We start from the raw sequence: 19,646 nt of genomic DNA on the forward strand, positions 1-19,646 counted from the left end.
CGCGTGATGAAAGTCATCAAACCGTTGACGCTCGGTGTGCTGACGCGATCGTGCCGGATCGGCGGGGCGCGGCGGTTCGTCGTCTCGGCGCTCGGTTTCTTTCCGCTTGGCGTGTCGGTGCAGCGCTTCGCGACGGAAAGCGAACAGTGGCCTGTTGCCCTCGCGGCGTTGGCCGAGCAGGGCATCGCCCAGCCGCTCGACGAAGTCTTCGCGAAGCCGCGGGCGGAATGGCTCGTCGCCGGTAGCGCGCATGCGCCGAACGGTGTGCCCGTCGCACGCATGCGGGCGACGGTGCGCCTCGCGCACAGCGAGAAGACGCTCGAGATCGTCGGCGAGCGCGCGTGGCGCTACGCACCCTGGCTCGTCGTGGACGAGCCGCAGCCATTCGTGAGCATGCCGCTCGGCTACGCAAATGCGTTCGGCGGGCCTGGCTATCGTCGCAACCCGCTCGGACGCGGCTACGACGGCAACCGCTTTGCTGCGCTCGTCGGGGCCAATACGGCGGCGATGCCCAACCTCGAGCGGCCGGGCGAGCCCGTTCGCCGGCATTGGAAGCGTTATGCGCCGGCCAGCTTCGCGCCGCTTGCATTCGAGTGGCCGCAGCGCGTGCGTCATGCGGGCCGCTACGGCAGGCACTGGCTCGAGAACGAGGCGCCCGGCTTTCCGTCGAGCGCCTCGCCGCGCGTTTTCCAGCGCGCCCCCGACGATCAGTGGCTCGACGGCTTTCTGCAAGGCGGCGAGCCCTATCGGCTCCTGGGCCTGCATCCGACGCGCCCCGAGATCGTGGGGTGCTTGCCGGCGCTCGCGGCGCGTGCCTTTATCCGTCGCCGCGGAGCGGATTCCATCGAGCCCGTACCGCTCGTGTTCGATACCGTCTGGTTTTTCCCCGATCGGGAACTCGGACTTGCGCTGTTTCATGGCGAGGCGGCGCATGCGGACCCGCTGGGCTTCGATATCGACGCGGTGATGGTCGGCTACGAACACAAGGACCGGGCCCGCCCGCTCGCGCATTACGCGGACGTATTCGCCAAGCGCTGCGACCCGGCCGTGGCGATGGCGCATGTCTTCAACGAATCGGAGCTGGCGGCCGATTACGATGCGCCGACGCTCGCCGCGCGAGCCGACGCCGCGGCCGAGCGCGCAGCGGCGGCCGAGGCGGCGCTGGCGGCGCGCCGGCAGGCGCGACAGGCCGCGTTCGGTTTATCCCCGCACGCTGCCGGCGCGGGCAGCGTGCGCCCGCGACATGCGGGCGGGGCGCAGCTCGAAGCGGGGGCGCGGCTACCGGTGCCCGACGGCGTTGCGATCGCCGAATCGGACTTCGATCTCGGCCCGACGTTCGCCGCGGCCAAAGCGCTGATCGTCCAGGCGCAGGAGCAGGCAGACGCGCTGCGTGCCGCACTGCCCGAGCTTGCGGTGCCGTCAGCCTCGGCGGATCTGACGACGCGGCGCGAGCAGGCCTTTGCGCGCGCAAGCGAGGCGGCGCCGGATCTCTTGGATATGGAGGCGGGCGGGGGCACGATGGGCACGATAGGCACGCGGGCAGCGAACGCCGACGCGCGGCCGGCCGAGGGCACGGATGCGCTCGATGCCATGCTGACCCGTCAGGCGCGCCAGCAGCGGGCGGCGCGGCGGGCCCGCATGCGCTACGTCGATCCCGACGGGCCGCTGCCGTCCGATTTGGCCCGGTGGCTGGGCGAGCAGGTGTATCAGTGGCATCGCGCGGGCGTGTCGCTTGCCGGCCGGGATCTGTCGGGCATCGATCTGTCGGGCTTCGACCTGTCGGGTGCGGACTTGCGCGAGGTGCAATTGGAGAATGCGGACCTGCGCGGCACGCGGCTGGCCGGCGCCAGGCTCGACCGTGCGGCGTTGACAGGCGCCCGGCTCGACGGCGCGGACCTGCGGTGCGCTTCTCTCGTCGATGCGAATCTGAGCCACGGCAGCGCTAAAGGGGCCGTGTTTGCCGGCGCCGATCTCGGCAAGGCTTGGGCCGTGCAGGCGGTATGGAGCGATGCCGATCTGAGCGGGGCCAGCCTCGAGCGCTGCCTGGCTTACGGCATCGACCTGTCACGGGCGATCCTGTGCCGTGTCAAAGCGTCGGAAGCGGTGCTCATCGATGCTTGCGCGCCATCGAGCGACTGGCGCGAGGCAACGCTCGGCGCCGTTGTGCTGATGCGCGCAAAACTCGACGGTGCGGTGTTTGCGCTGGCGGCGATGCGCAAAGTCGTACTCGTGGGCGCATCCTTGGCGGGCGCTTCGTTCGAAGGTGCCGCACTGGTCGACGTCGTTGCAAGCGGGACCGACGCGAACTGGCGCGGCGTACGCGCCGCTGGACTGCGCGCCGAGCATTGCAGCTGGCATCAGGCGCAGATGCAGGGCAGCGGCTGGGACGGCGCGTCGATCTCGGCCAGCGATTTCGGGCGAGCGGATCTGTCCGGCGCGACGTTGGCCGATGCGCTATTGGCCAACTGTCTGTTCACGGGGGCGACGCTGCGCGGCATACGTGGCGAGCGGGCCGATCTCTTTCGTGCCGTGTGCCGAGGCGCCGATCTGAGCGATGCGTCGCTGGCACAGGCGAGCCTTTATCAAACGGATTTCGCCGATGCTCTGATGGCACGCGCCGACCTGAGCGGGGCGCGCCATGAAGCCGGGCGGAAGGTGGCGGCATGAACACGGAGCGCGCGGGCTCGACACGGCAACGGCGCACCAAGGAAGCGTGCGCACCCGAACTCGAAGAGGTGGCCCGGCAAACGGCGCTCGGCCAGCCGGTGGTCGGCCTCGATCTGTCGAATGCCGACCTGAGCGGCGTGGTTTGGGCCCAGGCCGTCTTCAAGCAGGTCGTATTCGCCGCCGCCGATTTCCGTGGCGCGGATCTGCGCGGGGCCCGCTTCATCGATTGCGATCTGACGCAAGCCCTGCTCGGCGAGGCCAAGCTCGTGCGCACGGCCTTCGTCGATTGCCGCTGCGGGAGCGTCTGCTTCGCGGGTGCGCAGGCGCTGCATTTGACGATGATGCAATGCGATATGAGCGGATCGGACTGGCATCGCGCCGCGCTGGCGATGTCGGCGCTTTCGTCATGCACGCTGCGCGGCGCCCGGTTCGCCGGTGCCGCTCTCGTGCGGAGTGTGCTTTTCGATTGCCGTGTCGAGAACGCCGATTTTTCGGCCATGCGGCTCGAACACTCGGCACTCAGCAAGACCGATTTACGCGCGGCCAAGCTGACGGGCCTGTCGGCCACGACGTCGGTTTTGATGGACTGCGATCTGTCGGGGCTCGACCTGCGCGGGATCGCACTCGTGCGGTGCACGCTGCAGGGCAGCGATTTCTCCGACGCGGATCTGCGCGATGCAGTGCTGACCGAAGCCAACTGCCGCGGCGCGACGCTTGCCCGCTCGCGCGTGAGCGGCCTTCGCGCCGAACGCGCGTTGCTGCTCGGCGCGCATCTCGCCGACCTTGACCTGTCGCGCACCGCGCTGAGCGGCGCGCTCTTCGCGAAAGCATGCATCGAGCGCGTTTCGTTTGCGCATGCGGCGCTCGAGCAGACGGTCTGGCACGAGAGCCGGCTCGTCGATGTCGGCTTCGATTCGGCGAACCTGACCTATGCGCAATTCGATCACGCGCGCGGCGAGCGCGTGTCGTTCGAGCGCGCGCGACTCGAACGTGCGAGCTTCCACGACGCCCGCTTCGAGCAGGCATCCTTCGCGGGCGCCCGGGCCTACCGCATGAAAGCGACCGACGAAGCGCTGCTTGCCGCGCAGCGCCGCACTCTGGAAAAGGAGACGCTTCGATGAACGAGAAGCTGCTGACGCAGCGGGATACCGCGCCGCTCGCACCGGGCCTGCGCGAGGCGACCGTTGCCGTGGAACTCGATGGTCAACGGTTCCTGCTCGACGATGGCCGCATCGCCATCGCTGCGGTGACCTGCCTTATCGCGCCACACGTGGGCGACACGGTGCTGTTACTCGAGCGGGGGGATGCGAGCCGATACATTCTGCACATCCTCGCTCGCAGCAGCGATGCGAACGCCGCGCCGGCCGAGGCCAGACTGAGCGTGCCCGGGGCCGAGAAACTGACGATCGAGCAGGCATGCGTCGATATCGTCGCGAGCGAGCGGGCGGCGCTGCGCTCGGCAAAGCATGCCGACATCGTTGCCGCCACGGGCACGCTCACGGTCACCGCGAACGATCTCTTTCGAACGGTTGCGGAAAGCGTCGTCGATGCGCTGCGCCACTATGTCGGCCACGCCGAGCACTATTTGCTCGACGTCGATTATCTGCTGCGGCAGCACGGGCAGCAGGTCATGGTCACAGCCGAAAAAGACGTCAAGGTCGATGCCGACCGGATCTCGATGGGATGAATCATGTTTGCGAACATCAATCTCGGTGTGCTCAATTTCGCGTTTCCGGACGTCTGCAAGCTGCTGCCGGTGCCGATTCCATTTCCATTCCCCAACTTCGCGCTTTCGTTCACGCACATTCCAAGCGTATTCAACGTGATCTTCGGTGGAGGGCTCGCGGAGAACCTGATGACGCAGGGCACGGTGAGCCTGGGGGACATCTCCGCCGGCGGCGTCGTCTCGCAGATCGAGCTGGGCCCCGATCGGCAGATCCTCGGCAGTTTCAAGGTGACCGTCGGCGTCATGTTCGCGACGCGGCTCACCACCGTGACGATGCAAAACGGCATGCCGCCGAACGCAGTCGGCATGTCCATCACGCCGGCGCAGTTCCGCGTGATCCTGCTTTCATGAGTGCCATGGATGCCACGTATGCCCGCACAGCCGTCCGTGTCATGAGCGCCGCCGTCATGAACCGCCACCCGTGTCGCCTCGCCGCTCGCATCGGGCACGTGAGCCGCGCCGCGCGGGCATCCGTGCTCGTCGTGATCGCCGCCCTGCTGGGCGGCTGCGGCTGGTTCGGCCCGACCCGCACGGCCTTGCGCGACGTGACCGTCGTGGCGCAAAGCGCGGCCAATAGCGGCAGCGCGACCGCGCTCGATCTCGTTTTCGTCTACGACGCGCCGACGGCGGCCACGCTGCCGCGCACGGGCCCTGAATGGTTCGCGCAAAAGGCGAGGCTGCTCGTCGCGCTCGGGCCCAGGATCGACGTGGCCTCGGTTCAGTTGCCCGCGGGCCAGAGCGTCTCGCGCGTGCCATTGCCCGAGCGCCACAAGAAGGCGCTCGTCGTCTACTGCTACGTGAACTTCGTCGCTCCCGCGGGGCAGGGCGTCGCGGATCTGACGACGTACAAGCGCGTCACCATCACGCTCACGCCGGACGCGGTCAGTTACGCAGTCAATTGAGCGCAGCAAACCCGAATCGACCAGAGGACCCCATGACCCGGCCCACCGCTTCCACCGATCTGCCCTACGACATCCAGTGGTCCGAGGGGTTGTTGCTGTCGCCGCAGCACCTGCAGCAAAGCGATCGGTTCTGGCATGCGCGCCTGCGCTACCTCATCGGCTGCGCCAGTCCGGATTTCGTCGGCGTGCATACGCTCGAGCTCGACGAGGGGTTGCTCGAAAAGGGGCGCGTAGTGATTCGCTCGATCGAATGCGTGCTCGACGACGGCACGCCCGTGCAGCTTCGCCGCGACCGCGACAAGCCGCTCGAGCTCGACGTGTCGGGCAAACTCGCGCAGGCGGGCGAACGGGCGACGATAGCGCTCGTACTGCCGATGCGCGGCGAGGCGTCGGCAGCGCGGGGGAGCATGAACCGGCGCTACGAATCGATGGCCGGATCGGCCGCCGTCGACGAGAACACGGGCATGACCGCCGTCACGATCGCTCGCCTGCGGCCGATCGTGCGGCTCGATACCGAATGGACGAGAGGCGCCAATCAACTCGCGGGCTGTCCGCTATTCGAACTCGAGCGCACGCCCCTCGGCGCGTTTCGGCGCACGGCTTACCATCCGCCGATGGCGACGCTCGGCGCATCCGCGTTTCTGAAGGACAAGGCACTCGCGCAGCGGGTCGAAGCGCTGCGCGATGCCGTGCGCCTGAAGCTGCGCGAGATCGCGCAGGCGGGCGAAACGGCGGCGGCCGATCCGGCGTCGGGGGACCTTTCGCTCGGCATGGCCGCGCGCCGTCTCGCGATGATCCTGCCAGGGCTCGATGTGCTTGGCGTCGGCGGCGACGCCGCCCCGCGCGACGTTTATCTCTTTCTGGCCGAGGCTGCGGGACAGGTTGCTTCGCTCGACCCGCTGCCGGACCCGCCGGTTCTCCCGCCTTACGATCACTTCGATTGCCAGGCGGGATTCGATGCGGCGCTGGGCTTCATCGAAGCCCGCGTGGCGGCGATCCGCCCGAGCTTCGAGCGTCTGCCGTTCGAGCGCGACGATGACGGGCAGTTCTCGCGCCTGCTGCCCGCCGACTCGGGCGACGTACTGCTCGTCGAAGTCGTCCCGGCTGCCGCCCAAACGCGGGCCGATATCGACCGTTGGTTCGAAAGTTGTGCGATCGCGCACCCGACGCTGCTCGACGAACTCGACAGCCGCCGCATGCCCGGGGCGGCGGCGGCACTGTCGACCGTGCGCCGCAAAGGCATGAATCCCGCGGCGCTTTACTACGAGATCCGCAACGCGGCGTTCGATTTCGCGGGCGGCAAGCGCAAGGCATTTGCCGCGGGCGAGCGGCTCGCGATCCGCAGCGGCAGCCGGCACGCACGGGCGTATGCACCGGCCGCAGTCGTGCTGTACCGCGAGCCGGGTGCCCCCGAGACGCGACATGCCGCGCCGCGGGCGGCCGAGCGCCATCCGGACGCGGCCCGGCATGGCGCGCACGAAAGCACGCGGACGGCCCCGGAACACGAGGGGCCGACGGGCGGACAAGGTGGCGGGCATGACGATCTCTGAGCACGAGGGACAGCACACCCGGCTGCCGCTTTACCGCTACTTCTGCGACTTCTATGCGCTGCTGGTGGAGGTGAAGCGGGCGCTGGCGAATCAGCCGGCCGTAGCGCAGGCGCCCCCGCCGCGCGCGCTCGCGCCCTCGGCAATCCACGAGCGTTTGCGCGAGCACCTGCGCGCGCAAGAGGCCACCGTGCGCGACGACGGCACGCCCGAACAGTGCGATCTCTATGGCGACGCTCAGTACGCGATGGCGGCGCTCGCCGACGAACAACTGCTGCTCGAGCTCGACTGGGCCGGCCGCGCCGACTGGCTCAATCTCACGCTCGAGAGCGCACTTTTCGATACGCGCATGGCTGGCGTGCGTTTTTATCGCGTGATCGACCGGCTGCTCGCGGTGCCCACGGCGACGCAAGGCCATGCCGAACTCGGCCTCGTGCTGCTCGGCGCGCTGCAAGCGGGCTTTCGCGGCGAGCTGCGAGGCCCGGACGAGGCGGCCCGGCTCGCCGAACGCCGGCATCAACTCGTGAGGTTCGTGCGGGAGCTGCGCGGCGACGAGCGCGGCCGGCATGCGTTCGAGCAGGCATACGAGCACACGCTCGGACCGACGCTCCCCGAGCCGGCCGACCGCCGGCTTGCACCGCTTTCACCGTGGTTCAATGCCGCACGCATCGGCGGGGCGGCCTACCTGGCCACCGCCGGTGCAATCTGGTTCGTCACGCTGCACCCGTTTCATCGCCTCGTGGCGGACGATCCCGGTGCACAACGGATGCGTTCCGAGCATACGAGCCAGTACGCCGAAGGCACCATCCTTGCGCCCGGCCAGGTGTCGGGCATCGGGGCCGCGTCTTTTGCCGCTGCGTCCGGGGAGCAGCCCGCGGGCACGGCCGGGTTGGGTGCCGGCGTGCCGGCGGATGGCGGCACCGCCTCACCGCCCGTTTTGCCCGACGGCCAAAAGGAGGTCCGGTGACCGCCGTATTTTTCGCGCTGCTTGCCGTGGGCACCTTGCTCGGGCTCGTCGCCGCCTTGCTGATCTGGCGGGCGCGAGCCAAGGGGCCGTCACAGGCAGCGGATACGGAAGGCCGTCTCGGACGTTGGATCGGCTCGCTCGTCGCCGCGCTCGACTATGCGAGCACGCGGCGCGCGTGGCGCTATCGGCTGCCGTGGGTGCTTGTGCTCGGGGAACCTGGCTCGGGCAAGACGAGCCTCGTGCTCTCTGCGAGCGATCTGCTGCAGCCGCAACCCGACGAGCGTTATGCATCGCTCGGCATCGCAGATGCAAGCTGGTCCGTGATGACCGGCGGCGCGCTTGTGGATGTGGCCGGGCAGGCATGGGCGAGTGCAGGGCCAGCGGGGCCGCGGCGCACAGCAGGCGAGGAGCAGGCCTCCGGCGCTACGGGAGGCTCGGCCTCTGCGACGTCGGCCGGGGCAACGGCGGCCGTGCCGCCGGACTCTCAAAAGTCGCGCTGGGGAACCTTGCTCGGCAAACTCGTGGATTTGCGCCCGGAGCGGCCCGTCGACGCCGTGATACTGACGGTTTCCGCGCGCATGTTGCTCGGCGCCGACCTGGCAGAGCTCGAGCGATCGGCTGCCGGGGCCTACCGTCGCCTTTGCGATCTGCAGGACACGTTCGGTTTCGTGCTGCCGGTAAGCGTGGTCGTGACGCAGTGCGATCGCGTCGACGGTTTCCCCGCGTTCTGGCGCGCGCAGCCGGCCGGCTTGCTCGGCCAGATATTCGGCTGGTCCGCGTCCGGGCTTGCGCGCAACGACACGCCGGCCGAATGGTGCGAAGCCGCGTTTGCCACGGTCGGCGATGAACTGCGCGCGCTGCAGATCGACGCGGCGGCGCGCGACGAAGATCCGTCGAGCGCCGAGGCGCGCGACGGCATGCTGCTCTTTCCCACATTCCTGCAGGCCCTCGAGGCGCCGCTCGGGCAATGGCTGAGCACGGCTTTCCGGGCGACGCTCGACCGTCCGGGGCATCTCTTTCGCGGGATTTTCTTTACCGGCGACATCGAAGGCAGCGGCGTGGCGCCGCGCCGCGACGTGTCGTTCGTCACCGGGTTGCTCAAGGACAAGGTCTTCGCCGAGCGCGGCAACGCACGCGTGGTTCGCGCCTCCGCGTGGTCGCGCAACCGCTACCTGCGCGGGTTCCAGATCGCGGCGCTGACAGTGGCCGCCGTGCTCGCGGTGGGCCTCGGCGCTTCGGCGGTTACACTGCACGACAAGGTCGCGCGTCTCGATCGCGCGCTCGTGCAACTGCGCGGCGAGCCTGCCTATGCCGGCGGGGTGTGTCCGAGTGCGGGCAAGATCTCTTCGCTGCTGCTGGCCGTGCGCGAACTCGATACGGCGTCGTTTCACTGGGCCAACCCGTGGAGCTGGTTCGGTCAGCCGCTACGCAGAGGGGCGGCACAGGTGGTGGCGGGGCACGTATTTGCGGATGTGATCCTGCCGGGGCTCGCGTGCCGCTTGTCCGTGCGCGCGCAAAATCTGCTCGCCAATGGCCAGGCCCCTTTGGCTGCGCACCAGGCCGCGAGCGCTAATCTGCGCGAGGCACGCTCGACGCTGACCGTGCAGTTGCGCGCGCTGACCGAGCTGGAGGCGGGCCTCGCGACGTACGAAGAGGTGGCCAAGCCGTTCTCGGGGGCGGCAACGGAAGACGACCTCAGGCGTTTCGCCCGGCTGCTCAATTTCGCGTACGGTTTGCCGGCATCGCTCGTTCGCCCCGAGGAGACCGGCAGCATTCTCGCGGCTTCGCTGAGCTGGGCGTCGACCGACGCGCGGCCGACGCTGCCCGACGACGCCGCTCGAAACTACGCCCGACAACTCGGGCAAATGGAGACCAGGCTGCGCGATGCGCTCGTTCTGGAGGCCGGCGCGGGGCAGCAACTGTTGCTCGAGCTGGGCCGGGGGCGGGGCGACGCGGCTGCGCAGACGAACGAACTCGTCTGGTGGCTCACGTGGACGCGCGACAACTGGCTCGGGCGGATGTCGGCCAACGCCCCCCGGAATCTCTGTGCGCAACTGCGCGCCGACCTCGCGCAACAGGTCCGCCAACTCGTGTTGACGGATGCGTCGTCGGGGCACGGCGCGGCAGGCACCGCGGCGGCGGCCTCGCCCTATAACGCATTGCTCGACGAGACCGCCACGATCTTTTCGCCACAGCGTTGCGACGTGCCCGTGTATGCGAGGCTCGATGCGATTGCGGTACCGCCATACGATCCGCTGATCGTTCATACGCAGGGCGAACGTGCCTTCAATCCGGCATTTACGAACGAATTCGCAGGCTTGATGGCATTGGCGAAGCTGCCGTTCATGCAAGTGGGCCATCTTCGCGAGCCTTTCGTCTGCGACGCCGCTGCGTTGGGCTGGGACGCGGACGCGCTCGGCGACGCAACCGCATACATCGCCCAATATCGTGGTTTCCGGCAACGCTTCGGGCTGGCGCAAGGCGCGGCCGGCCCGCAACCGCTCTATGCGCAGATCGCCTCGCGGCAGCTCGAAAGCGCGCTCAATCACGCACTCAATCGTGCGCAGCGGCCCAAGCCGAAAGGCTCGAACGTATGGCCGGCGCAAAGCGGCACGAACGCGCTCGCGCCAGCGCCATTCGACGAGCAGGCGCTCGCGCAGACGAGCCGTGACCTTGCAGGCGGACTCGGCACGCTGGTTTCGATCGAGCGCGCCTATCAGGCGTTCGGTTTCGCGGGCAGTTTTGCGGCGCTCTCCGGCTGCCTGCAGCAGTTCGCCGACAACCGGTTGTCGACGGTCGGCAGCCTCGCGGTGCAAAGTCAGCTCTATCGGCCGGCCGCGAGCGATACGGGCCCCGAGTTCTTCGATCTCGGCACCATCGATGCGACGCGCGATTATCTGGCTCGTCAGGTCGCGCGTGCCCAGGTGTTGGCTTCGTACGCGGCTCCGTTCGTTACGCTTGCGCAAAACTCCGGTACGGCGCGCGGCAACGACCCGCGCATGCAGACCACCGCGTATTGGAGCAACTCTATCGCCGAGGTGAACCGCTATGTGCCGTCGAACGATCCGGCGAGCGAGATGGGGCAGCTCGCGACATTGTTCGTGGACCGCCTGAACGGCATGACGGCGCAAAACTGCGGAGCGCGTCTGCAAAACCTCGCGGGCGCTTCCGGAGCGAACAACCTCTTTGCATCGGTACGTCGAAACCTGATCGGCTACACGGAGTTGCGCTGCCAGGGCAGCGATGCCGATGCGTTCTCGCAGCTCTTCGCTCTCTTCGATGCGACGCTGGCCGGACGTTACCCGTTCGGAGAAAGTGGCGCGCCCGAAGCTTCGCTCGCGGCCGTGCGGGACTTCTTCGCGCAGTACGACCTGCAAAGTGCGACGCTGCGCGCGAAGCTTCCGATGTTGCCGAGGCCGCAGCAGGCACCGGTGCGAACCTTCCTCGACCGGCTCGACGAAGCGCGGAGATTCCTCGCCGCGACATTGCGCGCAGACGGCAGCCTGGCCGTGCGTGTGCAGCCGACGTTCAACGTTCGGCCCGCCAGCGAGCGGGGCGCCGATCAGATCGTGAGATGGCAACTGAGCACCGCGGCGCAGTCCGCCGCCTATCCGAACAGCGTGGCGGCGCTCGACTGGCTGGCCGGACAGCCGCTGACGCTCGAGCTGACGTGGGCCGACCTGTCACGGTTCGCACCCTACGTCGATCCCGGTGTGCCGGATGCGCCGGCGGTAGAAGGGCGCCGGGCGACGTTCTCGGCCCAGGGCAATTGGGCGCTCATGCGGGTCGTGCAGGGCCATGCCGCGGATCGCGGCGCCTCGCCAGCGGACGGCATCACGTTGCGCTTCACCGTGCCGATCGTCGTCGCCGAGGGCGCGCCGGTCGACGCATCTGCGGGCGCGGCGGCCAGGCGGGGGCCGCGCCCGGCGGCAACGAGCTTCGCGCAGCTGATGCTCAACCTGCGGCTCGAGGGCACGGACCCGACGAGCCACGCGGCTGTCGCGCTGAAGCTGCCGGTGTTTCCGGCGAGGTCGCCGACTTTGCAGCCTGCCGCATCGGCGCTGCGCACATCGGCGGGCGGGCCGCCGATCCCGAGCGTGCCTCCGCTGCCGCCCTTGCAAACGCTGCCGCCCGCTGTCGACGTTCAGACGTCGAGTGCCGCGTCGGCCGATTGAGTAAAGAAACGAGGAGCCTGAAATGAGCGATGCGCTCGAGTACGCAAACAGCTTTCTTCTCGGCCGATACGGGATCGATTGCGCGCGCGTCTTCGCCCCGATCGATGCCCACGCGCCGCAGGGCGACATGCTGCGCGGCACGCCGCTTTGGCAGAGCATTCGCCGCGCGCGCGAAGCGGACGATGCCTCGCTGCCCCAGGGGGCCTGGGTGAAGCGGCTCAAGCGGGCCGAGTGGGACGAAGTGGCAAGGGCTGCACTCGATGCGCTGGCCACGCGCAGCAAGGACTTGCAACTGGCGGTATGGCTTGCCGAAGCTTTGCTGCGCGAGCATGGCTTCACCGGCCTTGCGGCCGGCACCGTCATCATCGACGGGCTGTGCCGGCGCTATTGGCGAACGCTGTACCCGATGCCGTCCTCGGACGAACAGGAGTACGAGCATCGTGCGAACCTCGTGCGCTGGTTCAACGAGAAGCTGCTTGTGCCGGCGCGGCTCGTGCCGCTGACCTCGGGGGCGGCCGAGCCCGATGCCGAGGGCAGCCCCCGGGCCTTCGCATGGGCTGATTTTGCGCAGTCGCGCCAAGCGCGGCATGCGCTCCAAGGCAGCGCGCGCGAGCGCGCCGAGCACGACGAGCGCGATGACGGGCCCCAAGCCGCCGAATTGGCGCAAGCGCTCGCGGCCACCTCGAACGATGCGCTCGTCGCAGCACATCGTGCGCTCGATTGCTGCAACCAGGCGCTGGCCGAGCTGGACGCGACGCTCGACGCGTGTTTCGAACGCAACGCTCCCGGTGTTGGCCAGCTTGCGGGGCTGCTCGGTGAAATTGCCGCGTTCGTCGCCGCGGAGCTTGATCGCAGAGGCCTGCTGCCGGCCGGAGAAGCGGCCGACGCAACGGGTACATCGGCCGGCCCCGCAGGCAGCGGGGGGCATGGAGACGATGGCATCGGCATCGGCATCGCCGAGCCCGATGGCTGCGCGGCGCCCGACGAGCAAGCGCCGGAGCCCGCGCGGGCGGCCGGCGAGAATGCGGCCATCGATGCCCGCGGTTCCGAAGCAGATCAGGAGCGCCGGCACCTGTGTGCGCCGGCGCTTGCCACGCGTCAGCGCGCGTACCTGCAGCTTGCCGAGGCGGCCGATTTGCTGGCGCAGCTCGAACCGCACAGCCCTGTTCCCTATCTCGTGCGCCGCGCGATCGAATGGGGGGCGCTCAACACGGCACAGCTGTACGACACGTTGTTCATTCGCGGTCAGGGACAACTCAACCTGTTCGAACTGCTCGGCATTGGCGTGCCGCAGGCAGAGGAGGCCACGTGAGGCGCGGCGCGCTGCGGCTGCGGCGGAACGCGAACCCGGCGCGGCGTGCACATATCGGCCCGCGCTACCCCGATGTCACCGGCGTCACCGGCGTCACCGGCGAAATTGGGCGTCAACGCCGGCCGTTGACGAGATCCGCGATGGGGGCAGGCAGCGAATCGGAGAGGATCGTGCGCGTGCGCTGCGGCAGCGCCTGCTCGATCGCGTTATCGGGTTGCCGCCGCGATGGCGCGCGCGGCACGCCCCAGGCATCGAGCGCCCGGAGCCGGCGGGCGACGTCGCCGCTGTCGGCCGGCTCGCGCGTGCCCAGCGTCGGGCGCTTCGCGCCGTCCGGCTTCACGAGCGTGACCGGTGTGCCGTCGGGCAGCACGGCAACCGTACCCGGTACGGCGGGCCGCCGAGGGGATGCTTCGGATGTCATGCGCAACCTTCTTTTCGGAAGAGACCGCGGGGAGGATGACGCAGTATCGTGGTTTGCGCGGCGCCATGCAAGCCGACGATGCGCGGCACGAAGTGCGGTGCGCGTAGCCGAACGCGTGGAGGCGCGTTGATGGCGCGCATCTATCAGGCCGAGTCGATGGGGATGGCCGACGTGCGGATCGCGCTCGTCCGCGACCGGGCGCGCGCGGACCTGCTCGCGTGCCGCGTATCGAGCTACGGCATGGCGACGGGGGATGCAAGATGGTTTATTACGACCGATCGGGCGCAGGCGACGGTCACTGCCTATTTTTGTGATGAAGGTTCGGCGAATTTGCGCGTCTGTTTCGTCTCGTCGCTTGGCGAAGCCGGCTGGCTCAGGCTGCATCGGCTGCAGGGGCGACTGGGATGAGCGGCGAACGCACGTACGCGGTGCGATGCGCTGCGCGGGCAGTGGCCCTTGCGGCCATTGCCGGGCGATCAATGCGCGGCCGGCAGCATGATGACGGGCGCGAGTGTCACTGATTTGAGTTCCTCTCCGAGGGCGAACTGCTGAGCGCGCGCGGCCTCGGGCGTCGGAAAATCGCCGACGGCGACGATGAATGGATGGTCGGCATCGCTCACGGGGACGACGACGGTGCGATGCCCGCGCGCGGCAAGCTCCGCTGCCAATGCGCCGGCTGCATCGCCCGATTCGAAACTGGCGGCCTGCAGGGCGTAGTGCGCCTTGGCGGGCGGCACGGCCGGCACGAGCAGATCGGCCATCGGTGCGGAGGCGGCATAGACGACACCCGACGCGGGCGAGGTGGCGCCCGCAGGCGCGGCGGCATGCGTGACGGTGCCCGTGCGGGCGATGCCGGTATCGGCGGCCTTGGCGGGCTGCCGTCCCGCCCCGACAGGCAGCCGCGCGGCGACCTTCGAGGCGAACGCTTCCAGTGGCGCCTTGACGTGTGCCGGAGCCAGCGCGCCGGCCGCGAACATCGCGGCGCCGAATAAAACGAGCAGCAACAGGAAGACGGGTTTGAGCATGGGCGTGCGGAACGAAAACGCGGTGGCAGGCCCCGATCATAGACAAAGCTCGGGCAACTGGCGAGCGGCGGCGGGGGGAGCTCTTTGCCGTCGCCGTCAGCAGCCCCCTGCATGCAGTCGATCGACTGCGGGAGCGTCATCATGATGGACCGCGTAGCTGACCTCGATTGCGATGCATTGCCGGCCGTCGACGAATGCCGTGCATCAGATGTTCGCGCGACGGACTGCGGACCGAACCCGTCGCTCGATACGGCGGAGGACGGCGCCCCCTGGATGTCGATGAGAGACGTGTGCTCCGAACTGCATGCGCCCGAGCCGCTCGGCGATACGTTGGCGGGGCCCGCATGGGCCGACGTCTGGGCACGGGCGATCGTGTTTTTCTGGCAGACCGAACATGACGCCGGGATGCTCGATTCGTCGGAGTCCGTTGTCATACTCGATTTCGCTCCAGGCAGCGGTGCGCTCGCATGGCTGATGCGGCTCGCGATCGACGAGCAGTTGCAACGCAGCACGTTGCCGGCGCTGCGCGTGTGCTATATCGCCTGCACGAACAGCGAAACGGATGCCGAGGCACTGCGCTCGAGCGAACGATTGAATCGGCCGGTCGGCGGGGATCTGTTTCGCGTCGCGCATTGGCACATCGAGGAGGGGGCGATACGGTTGGCCGCTCGCGGTGACTACGCGTGGGCCCATGGCGTGCGAGCCGGGCCGCTCGCCTCGATAAACGTATCGGCGAATCCCGCCGTCGTACTCGGCGCGGGCTTCTTTGGCTGCCTGCCGGCCGATCTCTTCGCGGCGTGCAATGGCGAATGGATCGAGGGGCGAGCACGCTTCGAGGCCGCCGCCGACGCGCCGGGCGGTCGGCGCTTGAACTACCAGTGTCAACCGGCGGGCCCGGGCGAGGGCGCACTGCAATGCGGGCCACCGTGGGACGCACTGATCGAACACTACCGGCGCCACCTCGTCAATGCGCCCGTCTTGCTGCCGACCGAAGCATTCACGTTCGTGAAAGCGTTGCGACAAACGATTGCCGGCCGCTATCTGCTGCTTGCGTGCGATGTCGCCGCCTGTTCCGAAAACGAGATCCGCGATGGCGCGCTGGCGCCGCCGCAGCCGTGGGTGTCGGCGGTGAGCGGACTTCCCGTCAACTACCACGCGCTGGCGTGGCACGAAGACGGGGCATGGTGCGGCACCAGACGCGTCGACGAAGGCGGACTCGCGCTCTACGCGGCATGGAGCCGAGGCGGAATGCCCCCTTCCCGTCGGGCGAGCGGCGAGATGGACGCGATCCTCAGCGGCTGGTCCCCGTTTGACGCGGGCCGGTTGGCGCGGGCTGCGGCCACTGTCCCGGACGACGCTTCGTTCGACATGGCGCTCGCGTTGCTCCGGACGTCGCGGTTCGATCCGCGCGTACTGGGCGCGATCGGAGGGCGCGTGCAGGGGGGCATGCCGTTGCGGCCCGAGTCGCGTCTTGCCTGGGGCACCGCACTCGAGCGTGCGTGGCGGGCATTCCTGCCGCATGCGCGTGCGGAGGACGTCGAGTTGGGAATCGGCTCGGCAGCGATGGCGCTCGATCGCTGGGACATCGCGCGCGACGCTTTCGCGGGCGCTCTGGCACGCGGCGGCGAGCCGCTCGCCGCACATTACTACCTCGCCTTCAGCCTCGCTTCGAGCGGGCGCCTGCAAGAAGCGCTGCACCATGCGCGGCGTGCGTGTGCCATCGATCCCAACCACGCGGCGTGCCGCGCGCTCGAGGAGGAACTGAGCGAGCGCGTGCGGCGCCGCTCTTCGTTCGATTGGTACCGTCCCGAATGCGCGCGCGACGGCAGCTTGTCGATCGAGCCGCTCGGCCCCGAACATGCGCGCGCGCTGACGGAGTACGTTGGGCCGCCGCATATCGCCCTGATGGCCAACCTCGAGACCTTGGACGACGAAGAGCAGGCGCTCGCCTGGATCGACACCGAAACGCGGCGCGAGGCCAAGATGAATTGCGCCATCGTCGACGAGCGGTTCGGGTTCGTCGGCATAGTCAGTCTCTTTCGAGCGGCGACGTCGGGCGACTTCTATTTCTGGCTGCGAGCCGACCTGCAGGGCAAGGGTATGGGCGTACGCGCGGCACGGTGCCTGTTCTCGATGGCGCATGCGGCCGGGGTGACCGATTTCTTCACGACGGTGTACGAAGGCAACGGGTATTCGGAACGTGCATTGGCGCGGCTCGGATTTCGCCGCCTTCCGATCCGGGAAGACAGCAACGCCAACGTTGGCTACTTTCATCGAACGGCGCAGCGGGTGGAGGGCAACCCGGACCTCGACGTCGCCGATATCATCCGCCGACTCCTGCGGTATTGCGACGAGATCGGCCAACCGCTGCGGCTGTGCGGCCATGCGGCGGCGGGGCGATGAAAAGAAACCGCGGAAGGGAATAACGACTGCGGCGGTGGCGGGGAATCGGGGGGAAAGCGGGGGAGAAGCGGGTGCGTCTAAAGACCGCACCCGCGTCATTCGCCTCGCTGCGGGCGTGAGCGCCTCGCTGCCCCCGTGCGTGGAATCGATTTCAACTATTTGGCTTCGATTTTATGTATTGCGAATCATTATCATTTGCGTTAGTGTTGACAAATCGTAAGATTCCCATCAACGAAGAAGCTCCGTTCAAGATTTCCAGATCATGTCATTTCGGCCTCGTCGTTTTGCCGTTGGGCCCGATTTTTCGGCCGCTTCAGTTCTCAATCCACTGTCGTTTTCCGCACGTCTTGTTTATGCGGGTGCGTTGAGCGTTATCACCGGCTCCGTTCATGCGCAGGTTGTCTCCGAGCCGATCATGGCCGCGAGCGAAGCCGATCAGACATTGCCAACAGTCGTGGTCAAGGCCGCAGTGCCCCTGGAGGAGCCCACCCAGCCTTACGCGGGCGGCCAGGTGGCGCAGGGCGGCCGAGTCGGGTTGCTCGGCAGCAAGAGCGTCATGGATACGCCGTTCAGCGTAACCAACTACACGTCGAAGCGCATGGAAGATCAGGAGGCCGCCACGCTTGCCGACGTATTGACGAAAGATCCGTCCATTCGTCTCACGGGGCAAACGGGTGGCGTGACCGATTCCTTTTATATTCGCGGTTTTCCGATCAATGAGGGAAATCTCAGCGAATTCGCATTTGACGGCGTTTATGGCGTTGTCCCCAACTATCACGTATTCACCGAATATGTCGAGCGGGTCGACGTGCTCAAAGGGCCGGCCGCATTCCTGTATGGCATGTCGCCGAACAGCGGCGTGGGCGGCGTGGTCAATATCGTGCCCAAGCGTCCGCTCGCGAAAGATCTGACGCGTTTCACCACTGACTACACGTCGGACTCGCAGGTCGGTGGCCATGTCGATATCAGCCGGCGCTTCGGCAGCGACCGACAGTTCGGCGTGCGCTTCAACGGACTGCATCGCCAGGGCGGCACGCCGCTCGACAATCAATCGTCGCGTGCGGAGGTCGGCGCATTGTCGCTCGACTATCAGGGCGAGAAATTCCGCGCGACCCTCGACGTGATCGAGCAATATCAGTGGACCGATGCGCCGTCCCGCCCGTTCCTGGTGGCATCGGGCGTTCAGGTGCCGTCCGCCGCCGACGGCCGGCGCAACGTCACCCAATCGTGGGGATGGTGGAAGTCGTACGATCAGTCGACGCTGCTGCACGCCGAATACGACATCGCCAAAAACGTGACCGTGTTCGCCGATGCAGGCGGGGCGAAGACCGACGTCGCGCGCCTTTCCGACCAGACGCCGACGATTGTCGACGCCGCGGGCGATACCCGCTCGACACCCCAGAACTGGAAGTTCCAGGTCAACCGCTGGAGCGCCGATACCGGCGTGCGCGCGAAGTTCGAGACGGGCCCCGTCGCGCATGCCGTCACGCTGCAGTGGAGCATCTACCACGATCGCCTTGCCCAGGCGAGCAATTCGGGCTCGGCGATCCTTTCGAACCTCTATGCGCCGGTTGCCAGCCCGGCGCAGGCCATCGCGTCGCCCTCGAGCGTTCCCAAGGTTTCCGCCTCCCAGCTCACGGGGGTCGCGCTGGCGGATACCCTGAGCATCCTCGACGGGCGTGTGCAACTCACGGCGGGCGTCCGTCAGCAGCAGGTCGAGTCAGACAACTTCAGCGCGGCCACGGGCGCGAAAACCTCCTCGTATGACAAGAGCGCCGTCACGCCGCTCGTCGGCATCGTGTTCAAGCCGGCTCAAAACGTCTCCCTGTATGCCAATTACATCGAGGGGCTCAGCAAGGGCGACATCGCGCCGGCCGTCGCCTCGAACGCGGGCCAGGTGTTCGCGCCGTACAAGACGAAGCAGCAGGAAGTCGGCGTGAAAGTCGACTTCAGGAACGTGATGGCAACGCTCGCGGCGTTCAGGATAACGAAGCCGAGCGGCCAGCTCTCCGGCACCGTCTACGGCGTGGACGGCGAGCAGCGCAATCAGGGGCTCGAACTCACGCTCGCGGGCGAGCCGATCAAAGGTATTCGCGTGCTCGGCGGCGTCACGCTGCTCGATGCCGAACTGACCAGGACAGCCAGTGCGGCGACCGTCGGCAACCGGCCAGTGGGCGTGCCGGCCTGGATGGCCAACGTCGGCACCGAATGGGACCTGCCTTGGGTGGCGGGCCTCACGCTGACGGGCGGGATCAACTTCACGGGGCGCGAGTACGTGAACCAGGCGAACACGCAGTCCGTTCCGGCCTGGGCGACCGTCGATTTCGGCACGCGGTACACGACCTCGCTCCACGGCAAGTCCACGACCTTCCGCGCGGGGCTGCTCAATGCGTTCAACCGCAAGTATTGGTCGGGCGTCGCGTCGTTCGGCACGATCTCGCTCGGTGCCCCGCGCACGCTGTTCGCTTCGGCAACGGTCGACTTCTAATCCACGAGAGGAG

14 protein-coding genes are annotated in these 19,646 nt (G+C 68.0%); 12 read left to right on the top strand and 2 right to left on the bottom strand.

The window, feature by feature from the left end:
* The first annotated feature begins 6 nt into the window (after positions 1-6).
* From U0034_RS20745 to tssA, 9 genes are read left to right on the top strand one after another with little or no spacing between them, the layout of a single operon-like run.
* Complete coding sequence (locus U0034_RS20745) at positions 7-2,667, top strand: DUF2169 family type VI secretion system accessory protein (RefSeq protein ID WP_085225212.1); 2,661 nt, start codon at positions 7-9, stop codon at positions 2,665-2,667.
* Positions 2,664-3,788: a pentapeptide repeat-containing protein gene (locus U0034_RS20750; protein WP_085225210.1), complete on the top strand. Its 1,125-nt coding sequence runs from the start codon at positions 2,664-2,666 to the stop codon at positions 3,786-3,788. Before U0034_RS20745 ends, U0034_RS20750 begins: the two co-directional genes overlap by 4 nt.
* Positions 3,785-4,354 carry a DUF3540 domain-containing protein gene (locus U0034_RS20755; protein WP_233211902.1) on the top strand — a complete coding sequence of 190 codons (570 nt, stop codon included), beginning with the start codon at positions 3,785-3,787 and terminating at the stop codon, positions 4,352-4,354. Before U0034_RS20750 ends, U0034_RS20755 begins: the two co-directional genes overlap by 4 nt.
* A gap of 3 nt (positions 4,355-4,357) precedes the next feature.
* On the top strand, positions 4,358-4,744 hold the full coding sequence (locus U0034_RS20760; RefSeq protein ID WP_085225208.1) for a DUF4150 domain-containing protein: 387 nt from the start codon (positions 4,358-4,360) through the stop codon (positions 4,742-4,744).
* A 5-nt stretch (positions 4,745-4,749) separates the two neighbouring features.
* Positions 4,750-5,295 carry a hypothetical protein gene (locus U0034_RS20765; protein WP_158243512.1) on the top strand — a complete coding sequence of 182 codons (546 nt, stop codon included), beginning with the start codon at positions 4,750-4,752 and terminating at the stop codon, positions 5,293-5,295.
* Between the two features lie 32 nt (positions 5,296-5,327).
* Complete coding sequence (tssK, locus tag U0034_RS20770; protein WP_158243513.1) at positions 5,328-6,845, top strand: type VI secretion system baseplate subunit TssK; 1,518 nt, start codon at positions 5,328-5,330, stop codon at positions 6,843-6,845.
* Entirely contained in the window at positions 6,832-7,809 is a 978-nt protein-coding gene (locus tag U0034_RS20775) for a DotU family type IV/VI secretion system protein (RefSeq protein ID WP_158243514.1), read from the top strand. The genes tssK and U0034_RS20775 overlap by 14 nt, the downstream gene beginning before the upstream one ends.
* On the top strand, positions 7,806-11,984 hold the full coding sequence (locus tag U0034_RS20780; RefSeq protein ID WP_085225200.1) for a type VI secretion system protein: 4,179 nt from the start codon (positions 7,806-7,808) through the stop codon (positions 11,982-11,984). The genes U0034_RS20775 and U0034_RS20780 overlap by 4 nt, the downstream gene beginning before the upstream one ends.
* Before the next feature lie 22 nt (positions 11,985-12,006).
* Positions 12,007-13,296, top strand: coding sequence for a type VI secretion system protein TssA (gene tssA / locus U0034_RS20785; protein ID WP_085225198.1), 1,290 nt, complete (start codon positions 12,007-12,009; stop codon positions 13,294-13,296).
* Positions 13,297-13,408: 112 nt separating this feature from the next.
* Here tssA and U0034_RS20790 read toward each other — a convergent pair whose 3' ends face one another.
* Positions 13,409-13,717, bottom strand: a complete 309-nt coding sequence (locus U0034_RS20790) for a hypothetical protein (protein ID WP_085225196.1) — start codon at positions 13,715-13,717, stop codon at positions 13,409-13,411.
* 129 nt (positions 13,718-13,846) lie between these two features.
* Here U0034_RS20790 and U0034_RS20795 point away from each other — a divergent pair, with 129 nt between their 5' ends.
* A complete protein-coding gene (locus U0034_RS20795) occupies positions 13,847-14,125 on the top strand; it encodes a DUF6150 family protein (protein ID WP_085225529.1) in 279 nt (92 codons plus the stop codon).
* Positions 14,126-14,193: 68 nt separating this feature from the next.
* On the opposite strand, the gene U0034_RS20800 is transcribed toward U0034_RS20795, so the two are convergent.
* Positions 14,194-14,742, bottom strand: a complete 549-nt coding sequence (locus tag U0034_RS20800) for an SPOR domain-containing protein (protein ID WP_085225194.1) — start codon at positions 14,740-14,742, stop codon at positions 14,194-14,196.
* Positions 14,743-14,883: 141 nt separating this feature from the next.
* Here U0034_RS20800 and U0034_RS20805 point away from each other — a divergent pair, with 141 nt between their 5' ends.
* Both U0034_RS20805 and U0034_RS20810 read left to right on the top strand, forming a co-directional pair.
* On the top strand, positions 14,884-17,145 hold the full coding sequence (locus U0034_RS20805) for a GNAT family N-acetyltransferase (RefSeq protein ID WP_158243515.1): 2,262 nt from the start codon (positions 14,884-14,886) through the stop codon (positions 17,143-17,145).
* 415 nt (positions 17,146-17,560) lie between these two features.
* Positions 17,561-19,633 carry a TonB-dependent receptor gene (locus tag U0034_RS20810; protein ID WP_244951892.1) on the top strand — a complete coding sequence of 691 codons (2,073 nt, stop codon included), beginning with the start codon at positions 17,561-17,563 and terminating at the stop codon, positions 19,631-19,633.
* Positions 19,634-19,646: the final 13 nt, after the last annotated feature.

The organism is Trinickia caryophylli (assembly GCF_034424545.1).
Taxonomy (GTDB): Bacteria; Pseudomonadota; Gammaproteobacteria; order Burkholderiales; family Burkholderiaceae; genus Trinickia; species Trinickia caryophylli.